Below are 21,457 nucleotides of genomic sequence, written 5' to 3' on the forward strand. Positions count from 1 at the left end.
CTAGACGCCAAATCCTGGAAACCGATCGGCGAATAAGTGCTTGCAAAAAACAATTAATTAAATTACGTCTTGCCGCACTCAATCATGCTGCTCTTGACCCGTGTCGATGGACAGCGATGTGAGACCTCCAAGAAAGCCCTCGGGATGCCCCCTGAGGGCTTTTTCTTTTTTATTTTCAATTGCTTATTTCGGCTTCGCTGCCTGCCTGTTGCTCTGCGGCAACATCGTCCCCGGAACTTGCGATTCATCAAATCAATAAATTGAGGCAGTTGTTTTTATAAACTATATGTGAAGCCACGACGGAGGGGGGGCACCTCGCTGTCGTTTCGGTTCGGACCTTCGGTGCGGACCTGAATTGAGCGGAAATTGATGAGGGTAAAGCGGCCTCCACCGAGGAGGCGAGCCCCCTGAACCGACCTGGAGGTTTACTGATGAAGTTGACTAAGACACTCTTTCTCGGCACGGCTGCCGGCCTGATGGCCGCGTCCAGCGCGTTCGCAGCCGATCTTCCCGTGAAGGCCAAGGCGGTCGAATACGTGAAGATCTGCTCGCTGTACGGCGCCGGCTTCTACTACATCCCGGGCACCGACACCTGCATCAAGCTCGGCGGCTACCTGCGCGCTGACTTGAACCTCGGTACCAACTCGGACTTCAATCCGAACCAGAGCGGTACCGCCGGTGCTCGCAACCGCATGATGAACTACTACACCATGCGCGCTCGTGAAGACCTGAACATCGACACCCGCACCGCGACCGAATACGGCGTGGTCCGCACCTATTTCGATGCGGTCTTCACCTGGACGACCGGCAACTACACCCCGACCGGCTCGGGCACGGGCGGCACCCAGTACAGCGGTACGCTCGGCCTCAACGCTGCGGGCACCGCCCTCGTCGGTTCGAACGGCTCCGGCTCGGTGAACAGCACCGACGGCAACACCTCGGGCGGTGCGCTCGGCGTGTACTACGCTTTCATCCAGTTCGCCGGCTTCACGATGGGTAAGGCCGTGTCGCAGTTCGACGCGCCCTGGACCAACTATCCCGGCAACATCACCGACAACCTCGTCGGCGGCAGCGGCACGGTCACTGGTGTCAACCAGTTCACCTACACCGCCGACTTCGGTCAGGGCGTGACGGCATCGTTCTCGGCTGAAGATGCGACCCAGTACTATCAGGCCGGCAACATCAACCTGGCCGGCGCGACCGCGGGCGGCATGATCGGCGGTTCGTACGGCACCAACGCCATTGGCGGCTCGCGTTCGCCGAACCTCGTCGGTACGGTCCGTGTCGACCAGGCCTGGGGCCTGTTCCAGGCGTCGGTTGCCGCGCATGACAACCACGTCGGCTATTACGGCGCGACCGAGACCACCGGCCACCCCGACGACAAGTGGGGCTGGGCTGTGCAGCTCGCTCTGTCGATCAAGAACATCCCGACCGGCGCGGGTGACACGATCAACATCCAGGGCGTCTACACCGACGGTGCGACCCGCTACAACTTCCAGAACCTGTCGGGCAGCACCTACGCGCTGTACGGCAACTCGGGCATTGCTGGCGCTTACGGCAGCATCGGCTTCGCCTCGGCTCCGGACACCGTCTTCACTTCCGCCGGTGGCGGCACCTCGCAAGAGACCGTCAAGACCTGGGGCTTCCGTGGCGCTTACACCCACAACTGGGATCCCTACTGGAACTCGGCGCTCTACGGCGCTTACGCCCAGGCCCAGTTCGGCACCCTCGCCAAGACCGCGCTTTGCGGCGCGGGCGGCACCGGTGGCGTGTTCGGCGGTCTGGCTGGCGTGACCGGCTGTAACCCCGACTTCGCGATCGGCCAGCTCGGTATCGTCACCCGCTGGACCCCGGTCAAGAACCTGACGTTCTCGGCCGACCTGTCCTGGACCCACCTCGACCAGAAGTACTCCGGTACGGTTGGTCTCGTCCCGAACGTCACGACTGCCAAGCCGGCCGCTGTGTATGAGCTGAAGGATCAGGACTCGATCGCGATGATCCTCCGCGCTCAGCGCAACTGGTAAGATCGGTCTAACGATCTGACTTAAGCCCCGGCGGGAAACCGCCGGGGCTTTTTCTTTGTGCCTCTTTTGGTTTTTGTTCTGGCGATCCGTTGGCGCGAAAGTCGTCCGAATCAGAAGAACAGCGCCGCCACTATCAGTCGTAGGTGTCCGGCCCCATCGCCCATGACGTCTGGTCGTGGCCGAACGCGTAATTGCGGTTGGTGACGACAGGGTTGCGATTGACCATCGGCCGCATGAACATCGGGTGGGTGGCGCTGCGCACCTCGTGCTCGACGGTGAACAACGCCTTGCCGCTGTCGAGATCGACGATGTCGCAGAATCGGTATTGATACTGATTGTCCTCGCGCGAGATCAGGTTGCGCGCGAGCAGCTTGCGGTAGGGGCCGGAGAAGTCGGTGATGTACATCTGCACGTGGTGCCCGTCATAGTCGCCCGGCGGCCGGTCGGTCTCGCGAAACAGCAGGTGCTGGTCGCGGCCGGTCTTCACCGCCGCAACGGCGCCGCCGTCATTCCGCAACGCCGCGGGCATGCCCATGACCTCCGGATAGAAGGCGCAGATCGCGGGCGCCGTTCCGACCGGCACGTCGAACTCGACATAGGGAATGCCGAGCGTGATGCGGCCGAATCGCGCCGCGTCCGGCTCATGGATGCGCATGCGGTTGCCCCACGGACAGGTCGCCTCGACATGGTCATTGCGCTCGGCGAACGCGAACGCCGTGCCTTCGAGTTTCTTCGCGACCGACGCCAGCCGTTGCAGCAGCGCCTCGCGTCCCTCGATGACGAGGCCGGTATGGCCGCGCAGCACCTGCGGCCTGCCGCTCGGCAGGTGAAACTGGCTCCGTCCGGCGTTGATCCACATGTTGGTGTCGGACACCATCAGATAGGGATCGCGGGTGAGCCCAAGTCCCGTGACGTAGAACAGGGTCGCCAGGCGCTGATCCGGCACCTGGATGTTGACGTGCTCGAAATGGATGGCGTTGCCGAGATCTTCTGCGGATCGATCGAATTGTTGCGGCATGGGTGCGCTTCTCGCTTGGGCGGACGGAGCGGTCATACTAGGCCTGAATTTCCGCACGCCGAAACGGGGCGCCGATCACATCGCGGTGGCGGGGCATCGCGTCCGTCGCCGCCTTGCCGTGCCAGCCAGTCCCTGTAATCTGGCGAAAATCCAACAATAAGATCAAAGAACAAGGAAGGGATCGATGGGAGGAGTTTTGGCGGGCGTACGCGTCCTCGATTTCGGACGCTATATCGCCGGGCCCTATTGCGCGACCTTGCTGGCCGAATTCGGCGCCGAGGTCATCCGGGTGGAAAAGCGCGACGGCAGCGAGGACCGTTTCGTGGCGCCGGTCGGCGAGGGCGGTGAAGGCGCGCTGTTCCTCCAGGTCAATCGCAACAAGAAGTGCATCACGCTCGATCCGATGAAGCCGGAAGGGCAGGAGGTGATGCGCCGTTTGATTGCGACCGCGGACGTCGTCGTCGCCAATCTGCCGCCGCAGACCCTGCGCGCGATGAAGCTCGACTATGAGTCACTGAAGGCGATCAAGCCCGACATCATCCTGACGACGGCGACCGCGTTCGGCGGGCCGGGACCCTGGTCCGATCGCGTCGGCTTCGACGGTGTCGGGCAGGTGATGTCGGGCTCGGTCTACATGACCGGCGCCGGCGATCCGCCCTACCGCGCTGCGGTGAACTGGGTCGATTTCGGAACGGCGCTGCACTGCGCGTTCGGGACGCTCGCCGCGCTGATGGAGCGTGCGAAATCCGGGCGCGGGCAGATCGTCGAGGGCGCGCTATTGGCGACCGCGCTGTCCTTCACCAATGCGACGCTGATCGAACAGGCGGTCATCAACGTCAACCGCGTTCCGACCGGCAATCTCGGCCAGACCGCCGCGCCGGCCGACATCTACCGCACCAAGGACGGCTGGGTGCTGTGCCAGGTCACCGGCCATCCCCTGTTCAAGCGCTGGGCGCGGCTGATGGATGAGGAAGACCAGTGGCTGAACGATCCGCGCTTTGCCGACGACATCAGCCGCGGCAACAACGGTGCGGTCATCAGCGAGCGGATGGCGCGCTGGTGCGCCGAGCGCACCACGCAGGAGGCGGTCGACACCCTCGGCAAGGCGATGATCCCGACCGGGCCCGTGCTGAGCCCGCAGCAGGCGCTGGATCATCCGCACATTCGCGCCGCCGGCTTCCTGCAGGACGTCGACTATCCGGGTCTGCCGAAGCAGGCGCCGGTCGCGCGGGCCGCGGTGCGGCTGTCGGAAACACCGGGTGAAATCGCCAGCCGTCCGCCGACGCTCGGCGAGCATACCGATCGAGTCCTCGCCGAGCTCGGCTATGACGCGGATGCGATCGCAGCACTTCGGCAAAGCGGCATCATCTAGCTGAAGGGCGGCAGAACTGGATCGCCGCTGAAATGTTCAGACGGCGATCCAGTGCGAGCTAAACGAACTTGGGGAAGTTGTAAGGCCGCGAGCAAACGCTAACCCGGCCGGCGCAAACGCATCAAGTTTCGTAGTGTTGCTCCGGCCGGAGATTCATTGCAGCCGCCGGGAAATGGCCACACTTGGACGGCCCGCGGATTTCCGGGCCGCCAAACGTTTAGAATGCTTCATTGCCCCTTCGCAAGCGCCAGCGCGGCCTCGACCGCGTTCTCAAGAATCTCCTCCGACAATTGCCTGTCGCTCACGGCACGCGACAATTGCAGCGCGCCGACCATGGCCGAATAGGCCTTGATCGCACGCCGCCGACGCTCCGCAGCCGAACCGTCCGGTATCTGTGCCGCGATCAGCGCGATGATGTCGGACATCTTTCCGGTGAAGGCTTCGCGCGTCGCCTTCGGGTGCCGCGCGATCTCGGAGACCAGCGCCGCGGTCGGGCAGCCGGTCGCCGCGCGGTCGCGATGCCTCGGCGAGAGGTAGTCGCGGATCACCGTCTCGAGCGCAACGCCGCTTGCAAGATTGTCCTTGTGCCGCTGCTCGCGCCGCTCCAGCGCATCGAGCACCACCGCGCGCACCAGATCCTCCTTGGATTTGAAGTGCGTGTAGAAGGCGCCGTTGGTCAGGCCCGCCTCCGACATGATGCCGGCCAGGCCGATCGCGGCGATACCGCTCTCGCGAAACTGCGCCGATGCGACGTCGAGAATGTGCCGCCGTGTCGTGTCCCTGTGACCCTTGTCGTAACGCGCCAATCCCGCCTCCTGCGACCTGGCTTCGGCTCCGGCCACAAAATCGTGAGGCGGAGCCCTATTGCATTACGATTATAATAATACATTATGACCATAATGCAATGGGCGGCCCACCGGCGGTCCGGGGGATAAACAGGATCGCACCATGTCTGTCGAGGATGTCGCCGCGCCGCCCTTGTCCGCTGCGCAGTTCGCAGTCCACACCGCGGCGCCGCTTCGCCAGGCGCAACCGGCCGCCCCGAGCGCGGCCGAGCAGAGGCGCACGGCGCTGCTCGCCGCACCGATCCTGCCGACATTGCTCCGTCTTGCGGCACCGACGGTCACCGTCCTGGTGGCGCAGACCGCGGTCAACATTGCGGAGGCCTATTATGTCGGCTTCCTCGGCACCGACGCGCTGGCGGGCGCCGCGCTGGTGTTTCCGATCTTCATGCTGATGACCATGATGTCGAATGGCGGGTTCGGCTCCGGCGTTGCCTCCTCGGTCGCGCGCGCCGTCGGCGCCGGCCGCCGCGACGATGCGGAGGCGGCGCTGCTCCATGCGGTGGTGCTCGCGATCATCGCCGGCGGCGTGTTCACCCTCGGCGTGATCTTCGGAGGCCCGCATCTCTATCGTGCCCTCGGCGGCACCGACGGTGCGCTCGCTGCGGCCACCACCTATTCCAACTATCTGTTCGCCGGCGCCATTCCGGTGTGGATCGTCAATCTGCAGGCGGCGGCGCTGCGCGGCTCCGGCAATGTCAGGGTGCCCGCGCTGGTGACGCTGGTTGGTGCGATCGTGACCATCCCGGTCTCGCCGGCGCTGATCTTCGGCTTCGGGCCGATCCCGCGACTCGGCATCGGCGGCGCCGGTGTCGCCTTCGGCCTCTATTACGGCGCGGCGATGCTGTTCCTGCTGCGCTACATGGCCTCGGGCGCGACCGGCCTGAGGCTTCACCTCGTACCGTTGCGTGCAAAAATCTTCGGCGACATGCTGAAGGTCGGCATCCCCACCGCACTCAATGCGGTGCTGACCAATCTCACCGTCATCCTCGTCACCGGCGCGGTCGGCCTGTTCGGCACCTCCGCGCTCGCCGGCTACGGCATTGCTTCGCGGCTCGACTACATCATGATCCCGCTGCTGTTCGGCATCAGCACCGCGACGCTGACCATGGTCGGCGTCAACATGGGCGCCGGGCAAATAGCGCGGGCGCGGAAAATCGGCTGGATCAGCGGCATCGTCGGCCTGGTCATGACCGGGACGATCGGCCTCCTCGTCGCGATCTTTCCGACGGCCTGGATCAATCTCTTCAGCCACGACGCCGAGGTGGTGAACGAGGGCATGACCTATTTGCGCATCGTTGCGCCCGCCTATGCCGCACTCGGCTTCGGCTTCGTCAGTTCCTTCGCAGTGCAGGGCACCGGCCGCGCCATGGGCCCACTCGCATCATCTTTCGCGCGCATTCTGATCGCGGCCGGCGGCGGCTGGATCGCGGTCGCGAGCTTCGGCGCCGGCATGGCGGGTCTCGCCGTCATGGTCACACTGTCGCTCGCCGCTTACGCCGCGATCTGCGTGCTGATCATGTTGTCGCCGTTGACCTGGCGCGCCGAGTAACCGGCATCAACGGATGCTGGCGACGCCGACCCCCAGCACCGACAGCATCAGCAGATTGGTCAGGAGCTGCAGCGCGATCTTCGGCTGCGCCAGCCATCCCGAGACCTTCTCGGAGAAGGACAGCGCGGGATCGGCGAACAGCGGCTCGTGGTAGTGGCGGAAGAAGCGCGGAAACTTCGGCCCCAGCCACGGCGTGAGCAGGGCGTGGAAGGTCGAGGCCATTGCAATGAAGATCGCGGCGCCATAGCGCTGGTCGGCGAATTCGGAGGCGTTGATCAGGATCATCATCAGCGCGACGCCGGAATAGAACGGTACGCCCTGGAGCAGCGCATAGAGCGCCAGGCATTCGAGGCGGTTCCGGCCGGTAAGCTTCGGGGCGGCGAGGGCAGTCATGGCTGAATTCCTTGCTGGTCTGGCCGCCAATCTGGCACTTCAGGCGACACTTTGCCGTGATGCCGATCACGCTTGCGCAAGGCGCCGCATGGCCCGCGAATTCGTTTCCCATTTTGTGCCGAATGGAGAACGTGCGTCCGTCATCGGCAGCCAATATGGATTTCCATTTCATTGATTTCGCCTCACGGAGAAGCGAATACGGTTCCAGTCGTTGCCGCCCGCGTTGAGGAGACCAAGATGTCGTTTCGCCTGCCCCTGATCCTGTCGACCGTGCTCGCCGTCTGGTCGGCTGCTGCGAGCGCCGAGACCATCAAGATCGGCGTGACGCCGGGGCCGCATGCGCAGATCCTCGAGGCGGTGAAGCCGATCGCCGCCAAGCAGGGCCTCGACATCCAGCTCATAGAATTCTCCGACTACGTGGTGCCGAACGCCGCGCTCGACGCCGGCGAGATCCAGGCCAATTCGTTCCAGAACCAGCCTTACCTCGACAACCAGAAGGCCGACCGCGGCTACAAGATCGAGGCCGTCGGCCTGACCGTGAACTTCCCGATCGGCGTCTACTCGAAGAAGCACAAGGCCATTGCCGACATCCCCGAGGGCGGCAAGGTCTCGATCCCGAACGATCCGACCAATGGCGGCCGCGTGCTGCTGCTGCTGCGCGACAAAGGCGTGATCAAGCTGAAGGAGGGCACCGGCTTCAAGCCGACCGTGCTCGACATCACCGAGAATCCGAAGAAGCTGAAATTCGTCGAGGTCGATGCCGCGCAGGCACCGCGCGCGCTCGACGACGTCGACGCAGCGGCGATCAACACCAATTATGCAACCCAGGCGGGGCTCGATCCGGTCAAGGATCCGATCCTGCGCGAGGACCCGAAGGGGCCCTATGTCAACCTGATCGCGGTGCGCACCGCCGACAAGGACAAGCCCTGGGTCAAGGTGCTCGTGGACAGCTACCACACGCCCGAGGTCAAGGAGTTCGTCCTGACCAAGTTCAAGGGCGCGGTGCTGCCGAGCTGGTAGGCAGTCTGCCCAGCACCAGCGCAGGGCGATCCGGCGGGCAGCCTTGCGCAATGCCCGCTTGTCTGGAGCTGCGGCAACCGACATCATCGGGGGCGTGGCCATCCTCGCCCGACAGGGATCGTATGAAACGCTTTGCAAACCTGAAACGCCTGGGCTTCTTCACGCGGCTTCTCGACGAGGCGCCGCCGGCTGACCGCTACCGCTTCGCGGCCGAGCAGATCGTGCGCGCCGAGCAGGCCGGGCTCGACTCCGCCTGGATCGCGCAGCATCATTTTCACGAGCGCGAGGGTGGTCTGCCGTCGCCCTTCGCCTTCCTCGGCTACGTCGCAGCCCAGACCTCGCGCATTCGTCTCGGCACCGGCATCGTCACCCTGCCGCTGGAGAGTGCGGTGAGAGTCGCCGAGGACGCGGCTGTCCTCGATCTTCTTTGCAACGGCCGCTTCGAGCTCGGTGTCGGCACCGGCGGCAATCCGTCGGCCTTTGCCGCCTTCGGCCTCGACGGCACCCAGCGCAACGAGATCTTTGCGCGCAATCTGGAGGTCGTCCGCAAGGCGCTGACCGGCAAGCCGCTCGACGGCGGCGACACGCTGTATCCACAGCGCCCGGAGCTGGACAAGCGCATCTGGCAGGCGACGTTCTCGGTCGCGGGCGGGGCCCGCGCCGGCAAGGCGGGCGACGGCCTGCTGCTCTCGCGCACCCAGCCGCGGGCCAAGGAGGCGCCTCACGCCACGCTCGCCGAGATCCAGAACCCGATCATCGATGCCTATCTCGAAGCGCTGCCGCGCGGATGCGAGCCGCGCATCATGGCCTCGCGCAGCGTGTTCGTCGCCGACGACCATCGCGAGGCGCTGCGCCTTGCCGACATTGGCCTGCGCCGCGCGCTGCCGCAATTCATGAAGGGCGGCCACCTGCCCCCGGGCGAGACGCTGGAGGAGATGATCAAGGCCTTCGACACCCATGTCGGCGGGGCCGACGAGGTCATCGCCTCGCTCCGCACCGATGCCACGCTGGAGCGGATCACCGATCTCGTCTTCCAGGTGCATTCGGTCGATGCGCCGCATCCTCACGTCCTGCGCTCGATCGAGCTGGTCGCGGAGAAGGTCGCGCCGGCGCTGGGCTGGACCCGGACGGCGCCCGCCGTGGCGCTCGCAGGCTAGCCGGAATGAATGTGCACGAGGCTGAATGATGGCAACAGAAGATATCATCGACACGCTCGCCGGCATCGAACCGGGCTCGGCTCTTGACGCCATTCGCGCGCGGCGCCTGCAAGCGCGCGAGAATGCGCAGAAAAGCTATCTCTCCTTGTTCGAGCCGATCGACGCCAGCGACTTCTCGCTTCCGGAGCGAGCCGCGGTCGCGGCGTTCGTGACCGGGCTGCATGGCGAGTCCCCCGTTGCGACCTTCTATCGGGACAAGCTCGCGGCGAGTGCGGGTGGCGCGGCTCTGCTCGAAGCGATCGACGCCGAGATCGCGCGGGGCAGGACCTCGGGTCCGTATGGCTCATTCCCGGCCGGCCCGCTGTCGGTCGAGAACACGGCCGGGCTGATCTATCGCGTGAGTGCGGCGAGCAAGTCCGTCCTCGGTGCCAAGCTCGTCGCAGCCCTTGAGCATGCGCATCTGCTGGTGTTCCGGCCGCGCGATGCGGCGTCCACCGACATGAAGGCGCTGCTGGCCGCCGGCTGGTCGAACACCGGCATCGTCACCTTCTCCCAACTCGTCGCGTTCCTGTCGTTTCAGGTGCGCGTCGTCAGCGGCTTGCGCACGCTCGCCGCCGCGAACGCATGAGAGGAGGCCGCATCATGAGCGCCACCGTCAATCCGCCCGTCGTCTTCACCCAGGATGAGCTCGGCTGGGTCTCCTGGATCGATCCGCTGCCCGAGGCCGAGCTGACCGAGCGGCATTTCAATGGCCTCGTCGATCGCGCCCGCGCCAAGTCGGAATATTTCCGCCTGCTGGTACGCGATCCCGAGGTGCTGGAAGCCCGCACCAAGACCGACAAGGACATCTTCTACAACGTCGCCGACGGCCTGCCGCGCGCCGAGCGTGAGCTCGCGGCCGCCGCGACCTCGCGCTACAACGGCTGCATCTATTGCGCTTCGGTGCATGCGCGCTTCGCCAGCACCTATTCCAAGCGGCGCGACGACGTGCAGAAGCTGCTCGACGAAGGCATCAAGGCCGATCTCGGCGAGCGCTGGAATGCCGTGGTCAAGGCCTCGGTGGCGCTGGCCGCAACGCCGATCGCGTTCGGTCCTGAGCACATCGCCGAGCTGCGCCGCACTGGCCTCGATGATGCCGAGATCGTCGACGTCATCAACGGCGCCTCGTTCTTCAACTGGGCGAACCGGCTGATGCTGTCGCTCGGTGAGCCCTCGAAATAGGCAGTCTCACCGGCACAAGAATTGCTGCTTGTATCAACTGAAGTGGATGGAGCCGTGCATGAGCAACATCGATCGTCGTACCCTGGTCAAGGGCTCGCTCGCCGCCATGATGGCGGGTGCAGCGTTCTCGCGCAGTGCCCTTGCGCAATCCTCCGAGCCGGTCCTGCTCGGCGTCAGCGGTCCCCTGACCGGGCCGAACGCGCAATACGGCACGCAGTGGAAGCAGGGCTTTGACCTCGCGCTCGACGAAATCCAGGCGGCCGGCGGCATCAACGGCCGCAAGCTCGCCTATCAATTCGAGGACAGCCAGAGCGACCCGCGCCAGTCGGTGGCGATCGCGCAGAAATTCGTCTCCAATCCCAGCATCGTGCTGGAGCTCGGCGACTTCTCCAGCCCGGCCTCGATGGCGGCCTCGCCGATCTATCAGCGCGCGGGCCTCGTGCAGTTCGGCTTCACCAATTCGCATCCTGATTTCACCAAGGGCGGCGACTTCATGTGGAGCACCTCGGTCAGCCAGGCCGACGAGCAGCCGCTGCTGGCGTCCTATGCCGTGAGGCGCCTCGGCCTGAAGAAGCTCGCGGTGCTGCACCTCAACACCGATTGGGGCCGCACCAGCCGCGATTATTTCGTCAACGCCGCCAAGGAATACGGCGCGGAGATCGCGGTCACCGAGGGCTATATCGCCGAGGAGCGCGACTTCCGCTCGACGCTGGTGCGCGTGCGCGACGCCAGTCCGGATGGCCTGATCCTGATCTCCTATTATTCCGACGGCGCGCTGATCGCGCGCCAGGCGCGCCAGGTCGGACTCAAGCAGGTGATCTGCGCGGCGAGCTCGGTCTACTCGCCGAAATTCCTGGAGCTGGGCGGCGAGGCCGTCGAGGACGTCCATGTCGGCACGCGGTATTTCCCGGAAGATCCGCGGCCCGAGGTGCAGAAATTCATCGCCGGCTTCAAGAAGAAGTACAACGGGCTCGAGCCCGACGCCTTCAACGCCTACGCCTATGACGCCATGAACATGGCGGCGGCGGTGGTGAGGATCGGCGGCACCGATCGCAAGTCGATCCGCGATGCCTTCACCAAGGTCAAGGACGTCCCGAGCGTGATCTTCGGCGCCGCGACGTTCGACGTCGCCACCCGCCGCGTCAAGGGCGCCATGAACGCGGAGCTGGTCGTGCGCAAGGGCCAGTTCGCGCTCTGGGACGGCAAGCCGACCTGACCTCTCGGCCGGAGCCACAGCATGATCCGGAAAAGTGCGAAGCGGTTTTCCGGAAAGATCATGCGTAAAAACAAACTAAAGCGCGATAATCCTATCGCGCTTTATGGCTCCGGCCCTTCTCCCTTCATTAGGAACCCTTCGTGTCTTCCTGGCTCGACTACACGATCAACGGGCTGATCGTCGGCAATGTCTACGCCCTCGTTGCGGTCGGGCTCGCGCTGATCTTCGGCGTCAGCCGGCTGATCAACTTCGCGCAGGGCTCGATCTACCTGGTCGGCGCCTATATCGGCTGGGTCGCGGTGGTGCAGCTGCATACGCCGCTGCCGCTGACCATCATCGTGGTTGCGGCTGCCGCTGCGATCGTCGGGCTGATCATCGAGCGGTTCGGCCTGCGGCCGCTGCAGAACTCGGTGCGCATCGCGCCGTTGCTCGCCACCATCGGCATCAGCTTCGTGCTCGACCAGCTGGTGATGCTGACCTTCTCGCCCAATCCGCGCGCGCTGCCGAGCCAGTTGCCGGACGTGCGCTTCCAGGTCGGCGGCGGCACTATCGGCCCGCTCGATCTGCTGATTGCCGGCGTCGGTCTCACCAGCGCGCTGTTGCTGTTCGTGTTCCTGCGCTACTCCAAGCTCGGCTGGGCGGTGCGTGCGGCCTCGCAGGATCGCGACGCCGCGATGCAGATGGGCGTCGACGTCAACCGCGTCAATCAGGCGGTGTTCGGCATTGCCGCCGCGCTCGGCGGCGTCTCCGGCATGCTGGTCGGCATGTACTACAACCAGATCGACACCGCGATGAGCCTGCAGGCGACGCTGAAGGGCGTCGTCGCCGAAGTCGTCGGCGGTGCCGGCAACGTGCCCGGTGCTGTCATCGGCAGCCTCTTGCTTGGACTGGTCGAGAGCTACGGCGTCGCCGTGTTCGGCACCAGCTATCGCAATTTGTTCGCGTTCCTGCTGCTGGTCGTCGTGCTGGTGCTGCGGCCCAACGGCCTGTTCGCCAGCGCGCGGCAGGCGCCGCCCGAGCCGCTGACCGGCACCTTCATCGCGCCGAGCCGCCCCGTGCGCATTCCGCGCTGGGCGTTGCTGGCTGCGGCCGCGATCTTCGCGGTCCTGCCGTTCTTCCCGGTGTCCTTCTATGTGCTGCAGACCCTGATCAACGCCTGGCTGCTCGGCATGCTCGCGCTGAGCCTGACACTGGTGGCGGGCACGATGGGGCAGGTCTCGCTCGGGCACGCCGCACTGCTCGCGATCGGTGCCTACACGTCGGCGCTGTTGTCGCTGACGCTCAACGTCCCGGTCGGCCTCGCCATCATCGCCGGCGGCCTGATGAGCGCCGCGCTCGGCACGCTGCTGATCTCGCCGTCGTTCCGTCTGCGCGGGCATTACGTCTCGATCGCCACGCTCGCGATTGGCGAGATCGTGTCGCTGGTGATCCTGAACTGGGAGAGCGTCACGCGCGGTCCCATCGGCATCTCAGGCATCCCGCCGCTGTCGCTGTTCGGCTACGATCTCATCAGTCCGAATGCAATCTACTGGTTCAGCTTTGTCGTGATGGTGGTGCTCGCGCTGCTGCAGGGCCGGCTGCTCGGCTCGCATCTCGGCCGCAGCTTTCGCGCCATCCGCGACGACGACATCGCCGCCCGCGCCTATGGCCTCAGCCTCAACCGCTACAAATCGCTCGCCTTCATCTTCGGCGGTTTTGCCGCCGGCGTCAGCGGCGGTATCGCCGCGCATCTTTATTCCTACATCAACCACGAGACCTTCAACACGCAGCAATCCATTCTGGCGCTGACGGTCGTCATTCTCGGCGGCCTCGGCAATGTCGTCGGCGCCATCCTCGGAGCGGTCGCGCTGGTGGGCTTGCCGGAGGTGTTCCGGATCGCGGCGGAGTATCGCATCCTGATCTACGGCATCGTGCTGCTGCTGCTGGTGCGGTTCAGGCCGCAGGGCCTGTTGGGGACGATGTGATGGCGGAGCAGGCTCCCATGCTGTCCCTGCGCGGACTGACGCGCCGCTTCGGCGGCCTCACCGCCGTGGACGCCATCGATCTCGACCTCGCCAAGGGCGAGTTGATCAGTATCATCGGCCCGAACGGCGCCGGCAAGACCACGCTGTTCAACCTCGTGACCGGGCTCGACCGTCCCGATGCCGGCCTTGTCCAGTTCGAAGGCCAGGACATTACGGGCCTGTCGCCGGAGCGGCTCGCAGGCCAGGGCATCGCGCGCACCTTCCAGCTCGGCCGTGTCTTCGGCAATCTCGGCGTTATGGACAACGTGTTGATCGGCGCCCATACGCGCTTACGCGCCGTGAAGCCGGCGGTGCCGGTGATCGGCCCGCTGCTGGAGCTGGGCCTGGCACTGTTGCGCCCTTCGAGCGTCAAGGCAGAGGAAGAGCGGTTGCGCGAGGAGGTGAAGGCCATCCTCGCCCGCTTCGGCGAGCGGCTGCTGCCGCGCATCGACCAGCCCGCCTATTCTCTCTCTTACGCCAACCGCCGCCGCGTCGAGATCGCGCGTGCGCTCGCGCTCAAGCCGCGCTTGTTGCTGCTCGACGAGCCGACCGCCGGTATGAACCCGACCGAAACCGCGGAGATGCAGGCGCTCGTCGCCGAACTCAAGGCCGAAGGGCTGACCATCCTTCTGATCGAGCACAAGCTGGAGATGGTGATGCGTCTGTCCGACCGCGTCATCGTCATGGACGAGGGCAAGAAGATCGCGGAAGGCCCGGGCGAAACGGTGCGCACCGATCCCAAGGTGATCGAGGCCTATCTCGGCCATGGCCTGACGGGGACGGCGGAGCAGGAGAGCGCGGCATGACGGCGAGCGCACCCGAAGCACTGCTGGCGTTGTCGAACGTCAACACCTTCTACGGCCAGGCTCAGGTCCATTTTGACCTGTCGATCACGGTCGCGCGCGGCCACATCGTCTGCCTGCTCGGCGGCAATGCCAGCGGCAAGTCGACGACGATGAAGATCATTCTGGGCCTGGTGAAACCGCGCTCGGGCGACGTGACCTTCGACGGCGCTTCGCTGATCGGTCTCTCCACGCCGCAGATCGTCCGCCGCGGCATCGCCTCGGTGCCGGAGGCGCGGCGGCTGTTCGCGGACATGAGCGTGCGGGAAAACATCCTGATGGGCGCCTTCGTGCGCAACGACCGCGACGCGGTGGCGCAGGACCTCGACAAGATGCTCACGCTATTCCCGAAGCTCGGCCAGCGGCTGTCGCAGCGTGCTGGCTCGCTCTCCGGTGGCGAGCAGCAGATGGTCGCAATGGCGCGCGCGCTGATGAGCCGTCCCAGGATGATCGTGATGGACGAGCCGACCATGGGCCTGTCGCCGCTCTATGTCGACCGCGTGCTGGAGCTGATCCGCACCATCAACCAGGAGGGCGTGTCCGTCTTCATGGTCGAGCAGAACGCCAGCCTCGCGCTCGAGATCGCCCACGAGGCCTATGTGCTCCAGACCGGCAAGATCGTGCTGTCAGGCCCGGCCCGCGAGCTGAAAGACGACCCCCGCGTGCGGGATGCCTATCTCGGCGGTTCCGAGGCGGCGTAGGACGCGGGCGCCACGCAAAGCCGCCTTGCCGAATTGCACTGGTCAGTATGACCATCTTATGAAAAGGTCATACCGCTGTCGCGATGGGGCGTGCAGCGGACGGAATGGTTGTCGTGACGAGATGGTCTTTGCGGGCGGTCGAGCCCGGTGTGGTGCTGCTGTTTGGCGGGCTCATTGCCGCCAACATCGCCGCATGGGCCTGGGCCTTCGCGGCGTTCGGCGACCGTCCGACGGTGATGGCGACCGCGCTGCTGGCCTGGGTGTTCGGCCTCCGCCACGCCGTCGATGCCGACCACATCGCCGCCATCGACAACACCGTACGCAAGCTGATGCACGCGGGCGATGCGCCGCACAGCGCCGGCCTTTATTTCGCGCTCGGCCATTCCACAATCGTCGTCGTCGCGACCACGCTGCTCGCGTTCGGCGTGGTCAGCCTTGGCGGCGACAGCCTGCTCAAGGAGATCGGCAGCCTGATCGGCACCTCGGTGTCGGCATTGTTCCTGCTCGCGATCGCGGCCATCAACCTCGCCATTTTCGTTGGCCTCTGGCGGACGTTTCGTGCCGCGCGCGAACAGGGCGTTCACGATGCCGAAGGCCTCGACAAGCTGCTCGCCCATCGCGGTGTCCTCGCGCGCTTGCTCGGCCCGATGTTTCGCCTGGTGACGAAGCCCTGGCACATGTATCCGCTCGGCTTCCTGTTCGGCCTCGGCTTCGACACCGCGACCGAGATCGGCCTGCTCAGCATCTCCGCCAGCGAAGCCGCGCGCGGCGCTTCGCTTGTCGACGTCCTGGTCTTCCCCGCGCTGTTCGCGTCCGGCATGGCGCTGGTCGACACCGCCGATTCCACGCTGATGGTCAGCGCCTATCGCTGGGCCTTCGTCGATCCCCTGCGAAAGCTCTGGTATAACCTGACGATCACTGGCGCCTCCGTCGCGGTGGCGCTGCTGATCGGCGGCATCGAGGCGCTTGGCCTGATTGCCGAGCGGCTTGGACTGACCGGCGGCGTGTGGACGCTGGTGGACGGCCTCAACGAGTCGCTCGCCCATGTCGGCATCGCCGTGATCGCGCTGTTCGTGATCGCCTGGCTGGTCTCGATCGCGCTCTATCATCGCATGTTCGCGGACGATCGGCGTGCACCGGACATGCACGCGGCCGAACTGGCGCGACGGGCCTAAGCCCCCGGGATCAGAGCGAGGCCGCGCTCGCGACCTGCTCGGCCGGCAGGTCGTCGCCATTGGGATCGCCCGGCGCCGTGGCCCAGGCCAGCTCCACCAGCGTCACGAACCGGCGGCCGCCGCCGTCGAGCTGGACCACGATCAGGCCTTGCTCCTCCATATAGCCGAGCAGCCGCTGCGCGCGGCGCAGCGAATGCGAGCCGTAGGCGCGCGCGATCGCGGCATCGCCGGGGCAGGGCCAGCCTTCCTTGGCCGCGCGGGCGATCATCATGAACACGCCCTGCATGTCGTCGGGCAGGATCGAGGCGCGCAGCGACACCTCCTGCCAGGCGTCGTCATCGGCCAGATCCGTGCGGACGCCGGCGCGCGCATGCGTCAGCATGCGGCGGAAGTCGTTGAGGTCGGGCACTGCCGCGCCGAGCCCCTCGATGCGGCAGCGGACCACGAATTCCTGATAGAGCACGCCGATGGCGCGGAAACCGGCATCGGGCTCGGCCAGCACGGCGCGCAAGGTGCGATCGACGCGCTCGCGCCGTTCCGCAAGCTCCTCCGCGCTGACCGGCACCTCGACCGCCTCGGGGCGGATCTCCGGTGTGGCGGCAGCCTTCGCGGCGCGGAGCTGTTCGAGCAGGTCAGGCGCGGGCCGGCGCTGCGGCCGGCTGGCATCGGGCGGCGGCGCGGCGAGGATGACGGCGCGTGCATCCTCCAGCGTCGCCTCAGGCAGCGGCATCAGCCGCGGCGTCGAATTGCGCGGCGAGGTGTCGGTCGGGCCGATGTTGAGGCGCAGCGGACGCCGCGACAGCGCAGGTCCCAGCGCCATGAACTGGCCGCGCTCGAGATCGCGAAAGGCTTCGGCCTGCCGCCGCTCCATGCCGAGCAGATCGGCGGCGCGCGCCATGTCGATGTCGAGGAAGGTGCGGCCCATCAGGAAGTTCGAGGCTTCCGCCGCGACGTTCTTGGCGAGCTTTGCCAGGCGCTGGGTCGCTATGATGCCGGCGAGCCCGCGCTTGCGGCCGCGGCACATCAGATTGGTCATGGCGCCGAGCGATAGTTTCCGCGCCTCGTCCGAGACTTCGCCGGCAACCGCCGGCGCGAACAGCTGCGCCTCGTCCACGACCACCAGCATCGGGTACCAATGGTCGCGATCGACGTCGAACATCCCGCCGAGAAACGCCGCGGCGCGCCGCATCTGGTTCTCGGCATCGAGCCCTTCGAGATTGAGCACCGTGGAGACGCGATGCAGCCGCGCGCGCTCGCCGGCGACCTGCAGGCCGCGCTCGGTGTGATCCTCGGCCTCGATCACCAGATGGCCGAACCGCTCGGCCAAGGTGACGAAATCGCCTTCGGGGTCGATGATGGCCTGCTGCACCCAGGGCGCGCTCTGTTCCAGCAGCCGCCTGAGGAGATGCGACTTGCCGGACCCCGAATTGCCCTGCACCAGGAGACGGGTCGCGAGGAGTTCCTCGAGGTCCATGGCGGCCGCGGCGCCTGCCGTGGTCAGCCCCATCTCGATCGCAACCGTCATGCCCCGACTCAAGTCCCCGTCATTCGCGGACAGGGGCTTACCAATCCGAACGGGGTGCGTCGAGCGTTGCGGCACGAATCATGCCGTGTTGCCCACGGCGGAGTTCAGGCGTGACCGGACAGCCGTAGAAGTGCGGGCCGATAGGGCGCCTGCGGATCGTCGTCCTCATTCTCGGGGATCGCGCAGGAGCCGAATTCCCGGCTGATCCGCTCGATCTCGGCGATGCGCGCCTGCAGCCTCTGCAAATGCTCCGCCGAATTCGCCCGCCAGAACCGGAACGTGTCGGCGGCCAGCGGCAGGAATGCCGTGCCGAACAATGTCGGCTCGGGAACGATGGTACGTCCGAGCAGCATGAACCGGTCGGGGCCGGAGACGACGAGGGTCGCGTAGCCGCGATTGCCGATTCGCCTGATCCCGTTCAACGACCATTCGGCGAGCTTGCTGAAATACGGTTCCTCGCGCCAGCGATCGGGACAGTGGTCATCGACCGTCACGTTCACCGCATCCTGGCTGAAATGAACGATGATGCCCGACTTTGCGGGGAACCAGTCGTCGTCGAGATGGCCCTGCAGCCAGGCGCAGACGAACGACCGGCACATCTGCGGACGGCGCTCGTAGATCGCGCACCCGGTCCCGGTCTGCCAGTGCTTGCAGAGCTGGTTGGTCGGCTTGTCGACGGCTGCGACTTCGAGAATGTCACAGCAGGCATTGCACGATCCGCATTGCCGGGGCAGCGGCGCAGCCTTCGGCAGGCCGGTCGCGCGAAAGCCCTGGCCGTCGCGGATCAGCAGCTTCTGCTTCTCGAGTGCGTTCAACGCACGTTCGATCTTGAGGCGTGACAGTCGGGTGGCGTCGATCACTCCCTTGATCGTCGTCGCGCCGGCCTCGACCGCACGCACAACGCTGAGCATCGCCTGATCCATTTTCTTGTTCTTGTTGTTGGCATTCGCTCCCGAATGCCGGGATTGCATGATGGCTTACCCGGAAAGCTATCTCTCTCATTTTTGCCAGACAACGAGCGGAGCCCGGCATGCACGCATGCGGGCTTGCGGAAAATGCAGGATCGCGCGCCCGGATCCGCGATGCTCGTTCGGCGTCGGCAACCGGGAGCTTCGCCTGGGACGGCAGATTCGCCGTCAAACAAGGTCGTTTCAGCGCCGCGCAGCCTGGAAAGGCGATGAGTGACCCGCTTTACTCACGCAGTCATGAGATGCGCGACGCCTGCGCTCTCCGTGCGCGGGAACGACACGATTGCGTGAAGGCGACGTGATGACCGACGGTTGTGCGTGAGCTACAGCGGGAACGCGCTGATGCGAGGTGATGAACGTAGCCCGGACAGGATTCGCGCTCAGGTAGCTTTCATCAGAATTTCAGTCGAAAATTGCCGATGTCTTTACGGCGATGCGCTAGTTGTCGCCGACCGCCGCCGGCAAGGCGCCAGGAGACGCGGATCATGATGAGCATGCTCGCCAGTCCTGCCAAGATCACGGTCATGGTGTTCGGCGTCGTCGCCCTGATGACGCTCGGCATGGGCATCTACTGGCTCTTCAACAAACGGGCGCGGTTGAGAGACATCGCCGAGCTGAGAGCCAGGCTCCACGAGCTCGCGCCCTCGGACCCCGAATATGGCGCGGCGAGAGCGCTCTACACGTCGATGGTGCTGGATGCCGAACGTTGGGGCTTCTTTGCCGGCGCCTCCGGATCGGGCGGTCATGGCGCCGGCACGGATCACGGCGGCGGCGATCATGCCGGCGATTCCGGCGGCGGCGGACACTCTCATTGATGCCGGCAAGCGTAGCCGCATGACGCAGATGGCCTGCCCTCGGTCCCGTCGTGAGCGGCATCCCGGTCAAAACAAGAATCGAGAGTCCCGTTCCGATTCCATCGGAACGGGAAGGGCTACGGGAAGCGCTACTGCGCGCCCGAGCCGCCCTGCACGATCTTCTCGTTGAGCTTCTGGTCGACGGTGTCGACCGTGCGATCGATCTCGCCGTTCGGCGTGCCGAGCTGATGCGAGATCAGCTTCACCAGCAGGTCGACGCGCTCGATGAAGGGCGCGCCGCTCGCCACCGCGCGCGCGGCCGACGACGGCTTGAGCAGGCTTTCGGCGGCCTTGGCATATTTCTCGAACGGCACCTGGTCCTGCGGATCGGCGCCGAGCCGGCGGGCGATGGCGTCGACATGGTCGTAGATCGTCTGCGAGCGCTTGAGATCGCCGTGCACGGCGTCGCGGATCGATTGCGGCTCGTTCGGAGTGATGCAGCGGTAATTGCCGGTGAGCAGCATCGACCATTTCGCCAGCGGCACGAACAGGGAATCGAACACTTTCAGCTTCACCGGCACGTCCTTGCCGTCGAGCGTCACCGCGTCGATGTCGGCCTCAAGCTCGCGCAGCACCTTGTTGTGCTTTTCGTCGGCGAAGGCCGAGGCCTTGAAATTCGTGGGCAGGCCGACATGCAGCACGTTCGCGGCCTCTTCCGGCGGACGGAAGGCCTGCGGATCGGGCGAGCACAGCGTCACCAGGCCAGGCTCGAACCGCTCCCACACCTGCGCATTGGTGTAGGCCTCCTCGAGGTCCATGTCGGCGAGCGCCGGGATCCGCTTCAGATATGGCAGCGGCGGCATGTTCATGATCGACAGGCACGGCAGCTTCGCCGCGGCGATCTTCACCATCAGCATGCGGACGGTGTGATTGGTGTATTGCGGCTCCTGCATCGCAAGGCCGACCAGATCGTAGCGGGAGAGGTCGACATTCTGCGGCGTCACGGCGTCGAGCTTGCCGGGGAGGTCGCGCGAGAAGATCGCCCGGTGTCCCGCCTCGTCGCGTAATTTGATGCGGACCTCGGTACCGTCGCGATTGATCAGCTCGGCCGTCTTGGCGCGGCAGACCAGGGTCACGTTGTGCCCCGCCATCAGCAGCTTGGTGCCCAGCAGGGAGCCGTAGGAAGCCCCAAGAATCAATACGTTACGCGCCATGTTTCGTCCCCTGGAATGTCATGTGATTTTTTGCGCCCCGGCCGTGGCCCGAGGGCGGGTTGGCGGCATGTAAAGCGAACTGCCCGGCAATGGCAACTGGGATAATGCATACAAGGGAATGCGGGTATTTTTCGTAGCCCGGGTGAGCGTAGCGATACCCGGGACCGCCGTCGCTTGTGGCAAGACCCCGGATGTCGCTTCGCTCATCCGGGCTACGAGATATTGCCCGACGGGCAAAACACTCCGCACGTTGTCAATCCGATCTGACAAAAATATTCCGCTTTACCGAAATTCGGATTTGTCGTATGTATCGCCCATCCCGGCTCATCCTTGAGGGGCGATCATGTTGTCGTCACGATGCGCGAGCCGGGTTGCGGTGGACGCGGCAGCGTCGGGCGCGAGAGTTGAGGGCAGGGCGGA

General features: G+C 65.5%; 20 protein-coding genes. 14 read left to right on the forward strand and 6 right to left on the reverse strand.

What is annotated here, in order from left to right:
* Positions 1 to 431: 431 nt before the first annotated feature.
* Positions 432 to 2,024, forward strand: coding sequence for a porin (locus VGR99_RS27400; RefSeq protein ID WP_326902959.1), 1,593 nt, complete (start codon positions 432 to 434; stop codon positions 2,022 to 2,024).
* A 133-nt stretch (positions 2,025 to 2,157) separates the two neighbouring features.
* Here VGR99_RS27400 and VGR99_RS27405 read toward each other — a convergent pair whose 3' ends face one another.
* Positions 2,158 to 3,042 (reverse strand): hypothetical protein, encoded by an 885-nt coding sequence (locus tag VGR99_RS27405; protein WP_326902960.1) that lies wholly within the window; start codon positions 3,040 to 3,042, stop codon positions 2,158 to 2,160.
* A gap of 184 nt (positions 3,043 to 3,226) precedes the next feature.
* On the opposite strand from VGR99_RS27405, the gene VGR99_RS27410 reads away from it, so the two are divergent.
* The gene (locus VGR99_RS27410; RefSeq protein ID WP_326902962.1) at positions 3,227 to 4,414 is read left to right on the forward strand and encodes a CoA transferase; all 1,188 of its coding nucleotides are present in this window, start codon (positions 3,227 to 3,229) and stop codon (positions 4,412 to 4,414) included.
* A 227-nt stretch (positions 4,415 to 4,641) separates the two neighbouring features.
* On the opposite strand, the gene VGR99_RS27415 is transcribed toward VGR99_RS27410, so the two are convergent.
* Positions 4,642 to 5,220 (reverse strand): TetR family transcriptional regulator, encoded by a 579-nt coding sequence (locus tag VGR99_RS27415; RefSeq protein ID WP_326902963.1) that lies wholly within the window; start codon positions 5,218 to 5,220, stop codon positions 4,642 to 4,644.
* Positions 5,221 to 5,362: 142 nt separating this feature from the next.
* On the opposite strand from VGR99_RS27415, the gene VGR99_RS27420 reads away from it, so the two are divergent.
* Positions 5,363 to 6,808 carry an MATE family efflux transporter gene (locus tag VGR99_RS27420; protein WP_326902964.1) on the forward strand — a complete coding sequence of 482 codons (1,446 nt, stop codon included), beginning with the start codon at positions 5,363 to 5,365 and terminating at the stop codon, positions 6,806 to 6,808.
* Between the two features lie 6 nt (positions 6,809 to 6,814).
* On the opposite strand, the gene VGR99_RS27425 is transcribed toward VGR99_RS27420, so the two are convergent.
* Complete coding sequence (locus VGR99_RS27425; RefSeq protein WP_326902966.1) at positions 6,815 to 7,201, reverse strand: hypothetical protein; 387 nt, start codon at positions 7,199 to 7,201, stop codon at positions 6,815 to 6,817.
* On the opposite strand from VGR99_RS27425, the gene VGR99_RS27430 reads away from it, so the two are divergent.
* The 10 genes from VGR99_RS27430 to VGR99_RS27475 all read left to right on the forward strand — a co-directional run bounded on the left by VGR99_RS27430 (position 7,200) and on the right by VGR99_RS27475 (position 16,536).
* The gene (locus VGR99_RS27430) at positions 7,200 to 7,376 is read left to right on the forward strand and encodes a hypothetical protein (protein WP_326902968.1); all 177 of its coding nucleotides are present in this window, start codon (positions 7,200 to 7,202) and stop codon (positions 7,374 to 7,376) included. The two genes, VGR99_RS27425 and VGR99_RS27430, sit on opposite strands and share 2 nt — an antisense overlap.
* Positions 7,377 to 7,438: 62 nt before the next feature.
* On the forward strand, positions 7,439 to 8,221 hold the full coding sequence (locus VGR99_RS27435) for a MetQ/NlpA family ABC transporter substrate-binding protein (protein ID WP_326902969.1): 783 nt from the start codon (positions 7,439 to 7,441) through the stop codon (positions 8,219 to 8,221).
* Positions 8,222 to 8,343: 122 nt separating this feature from the next.
* Positions 8,344 to 9,378 carry a putative FMN-dependent luciferase-like monooxygenase gene (locus VGR99_RS27440; protein ID WP_326902970.1) on the forward strand — a complete coding sequence of 345 codons (1,035 nt, stop codon included), beginning with the start codon at positions 8,344 to 8,346 and terminating at the stop codon, positions 9,376 to 9,378.
* A 28-nt stretch (positions 9,379 to 9,406) separates the two neighbouring features.
* A complete protein-coding gene (locus VGR99_RS27445; RefSeq protein WP_414645189.1) occupies positions 9,407 to 10,006 on the forward strand; it encodes a CMD domain protein in 600 nt (199 codons plus the stop codon).
* 14 nt (positions 10,007 to 10,020) lie between these two features.
* Positions 10,021 to 10,599 carry an alkylhydroperoxidase domain protein gene (locus VGR99_RS27450; RefSeq protein WP_326902973.1) on the forward strand — a complete coding sequence of 193 codons (579 nt, stop codon included), beginning with the start codon at positions 10,021 to 10,023 and terminating at the stop codon, positions 10,597 to 10,599.
* A gap of 58 nt (positions 10,600 to 10,657) precedes the next feature.
* Entirely contained in the window at positions 10,658 to 11,815 is a 1,158-nt protein-coding gene (locus VGR99_RS27455; RefSeq protein ID WP_326902974.1) for an ABC transporter substrate-binding protein, read from the forward strand.
* Between the two features lie 140 nt (positions 11,816 to 11,955).
* Positions 11,956 to 13,779: an ABC transporter permease gene (locus tag VGR99_RS27460; RefSeq protein ID WP_326902975.1), complete on the forward strand. Its 1,824-nt coding sequence runs from the start codon at positions 11,956 to 11,958 to the stop codon at positions 13,777 to 13,779.
* A complete protein-coding gene (locus tag VGR99_RS27465; protein ID WP_326902976.1) occupies positions 13,779 to 14,624 on the forward strand; it encodes an ABC transporter ATP-binding protein in 846 nt (281 codons plus the stop codon). The genes VGR99_RS27460 and VGR99_RS27465 overlap by 1 nt, the downstream gene beginning before the upstream one ends.
* Positions 14,621 to 15,361 carry an ABC transporter ATP-binding protein gene (locus tag VGR99_RS27470; RefSeq protein ID WP_326902977.1) on the forward strand — a complete coding sequence of 247 codons (741 nt, stop codon included), beginning with the start codon at positions 14,621 to 14,623 and terminating at the stop codon, positions 15,359 to 15,361. Before VGR99_RS27465 ends, VGR99_RS27470 begins: the two co-directional genes overlap by 4 nt.
* Before the next feature lie 104 nt (positions 15,362 to 15,465).
* Complete coding sequence (locus tag VGR99_RS27475; RefSeq protein WP_326902979.1) at positions 15,466 to 16,536, forward strand: HoxN/HupN/NixA family nickel/cobalt transporter; 1,071 nt, start codon at positions 15,466 to 15,468, stop codon at positions 16,534 to 16,536.
* A gap of 10 nt (positions 16,537 to 16,546) precedes the next feature.
* Here VGR99_RS27475 and VGR99_RS27480 read toward each other — a convergent pair whose 3' ends face one another.
* Together VGR99_RS27480 and VGR99_RS27485 are read right to left on the reverse strand one after the other, a co-directional pair.
* The gene (locus tag VGR99_RS27480; RefSeq protein ID WP_326902980.1) at positions 16,547 to 18,061 is read right to left on the reverse strand and encodes an ATP-binding protein; all 1,515 of its coding nucleotides are present in this window, start codon (positions 18,059 to 18,061) and stop codon (positions 16,547 to 16,549) included.
* A 104-nt stretch (positions 18,062 to 18,165) separates the two neighbouring features.
* The gene (locus VGR99_RS27485) at positions 18,166 to 18,984 is read right to left on the reverse strand and encodes a YkgJ family cysteine cluster protein (RefSeq protein WP_326902981.1); all 819 of its coding nucleotides are present in this window, start codon (positions 18,982 to 18,984) and stop codon (positions 18,166 to 18,168) included.
* 530 nt (positions 18,985 to 19,514) lie between these two features.
* Between VGR99_RS27485 and VGR99_RS27490 the strand changes: the two genes are divergently transcribed.
* On the forward strand, positions 19,515 to 19,844 hold the full coding sequence (locus VGR99_RS27490) for a hypothetical protein (protein WP_326902982.1): 330 nt from the start codon (positions 19,515 to 19,517) through the stop codon (positions 19,842 to 19,844).
* Between the two features lie 128 nt (positions 19,845 to 19,972).
* Here the strand turns inward: VGR99_RS27490 and VGR99_RS27495 are convergent, their stop codons facing one another.
* The gene (locus tag VGR99_RS27495; protein WP_326902984.1) at positions 19,973 to 21,037 is read right to left on the reverse strand and encodes a hypothetical protein; all 1,065 of its coding nucleotides are present in this window, start codon (positions 21,035 to 21,037) and stop codon (positions 19,973 to 19,975) included.
* Positions 21,038 to 21,457: the final 420 nt, after the last annotated feature.

It is taken from the genome of Bradyrhizobium sp., assembly GCF_035935975.1.
GTDB lineage: Bacteria > Pseudomonadota > Alphaproteobacteria > Rhizobiales > Xanthobacteraceae > Bradyrhizobium.

Bases quoted from the DNA above. Each gene is read 5' to 3' on its own strand.
- VGR99_RS27400 (WP_326902959.1), top strand. From the start codon at position 432: ATGAAGTTGACTAAGACACTCTTTCTCGGCACGGCTGCCGGCCTGATG.
- VGR99_RS27405 (WP_326902960.1), bottom strand. From the start codon at position 3,042: ATGCCGCAACAATTCGATCGATCCGCAGAAGATCTCGGCAACGCCATC.
- VGR99_RS27410 (WP_326902962.1), top strand. From the start codon at position 3,227: ATGGGAGGAGTTTTGGCGGGCGTACGCGTCCTCGATTTCGGACGCTAT.
- VGR99_RS27420 (WP_326902964.1), top strand. From the start codon at position 5,363: ATGTCTGTCGAGGATGTCGCCGCGCCGCCCTTGTCCGCTGCGCAGTTC.
- VGR99_RS27430 (WP_326902968.1), top strand. From the start codon at position 7,200: ATGGCTGAATTCCTTGCTGGTCTGGCCGCCAATCTGGCACTTCAGGCG.
- VGR99_RS27425 (WP_326902966.1), bottom strand. From the start codon at position 7,201: ATGACTGCCCTCGCCGCCCCGAAGCTTACCGGCCGGAACCGCCTCGAA.
- VGR99_RS27435 (WP_326902969.1), top strand. From the start codon at position 7,439: ATGTCGTTTCGCCTGCCCCTGATCCTGTCGACCGTGCTCGCCGTCTGG.
- VGR99_RS27440 (WP_326902970.1), top strand. From the start codon at position 8,344: ATGAAACGCTTTGCAAACCTGAAACGCCTGGGCTTCTTCACGCGGCTT.
- VGR99_RS27445 (WP_414645189.1), top strand. From the start codon at position 9,407: ATGGCAACAGAAGATATCATCGACACGCTCGCCGGCATCGAACCGGGC.
- VGR99_RS27450 (WP_326902973.1), top strand. From the start codon at position 10,021: ATGAGCGCCACCGTCAATCCGCCCGTCGTCTTCACCCAGGATGAGCTC.
- VGR99_RS27455 (WP_326902974.1), top strand. From the start codon at position 10,658: ATGAGCAACATCGATCGTCGTACCCTGGTCAAGGGCTCGCTCGCCGCC.
- VGR99_RS27465 (WP_326902976.1), top strand. From the start codon at position 13,779: ATGGCGGAGCAGGCTCCCATGCTGTCCCTGCGCGGACTGACGCGCCGC.
- VGR99_RS27470 (WP_326902977.1), top strand. From the start codon at position 14,621: ATGACGGCGAGCGCACCCGAAGCACTGCTGGCGTTGTCGAACGTCAAC.
- VGR99_RS27475 (WP_326902979.1), top strand. From the start codon at position 15,466: ATGGTTGTCGTGACGAGATGGTCTTTGCGGGCGGTCGAGCCCGGTGTG.
- VGR99_RS27480 (WP_326902980.1), bottom strand. From the start codon at position 18,061: ATGACGGTTGCGATCGAGATGGGGCTGACCACGGCAGGCGCCGCGGCC.
- VGR99_RS27485 (WP_326902981.1), bottom strand. From the start codon at position 18,984: ATGGATCAGGCGATGCTCAGCGTTGTGCGTGCGGTCGAGGCCGGCGCG.
- VGR99_RS27490 (WP_326902982.1), top strand. From the start codon at position 19,515: ATGATGAGCATGCTCGCCAGTCCTGCCAAGATCACGGTCATGGTGTTC.
- VGR99_RS27495 (WP_326902984.1), bottom strand. From the start codon at position 21,037: ATGGCGCGTAACGTATTGATTCTTGGGGCTTCCTACGGCTCCCTGCTG.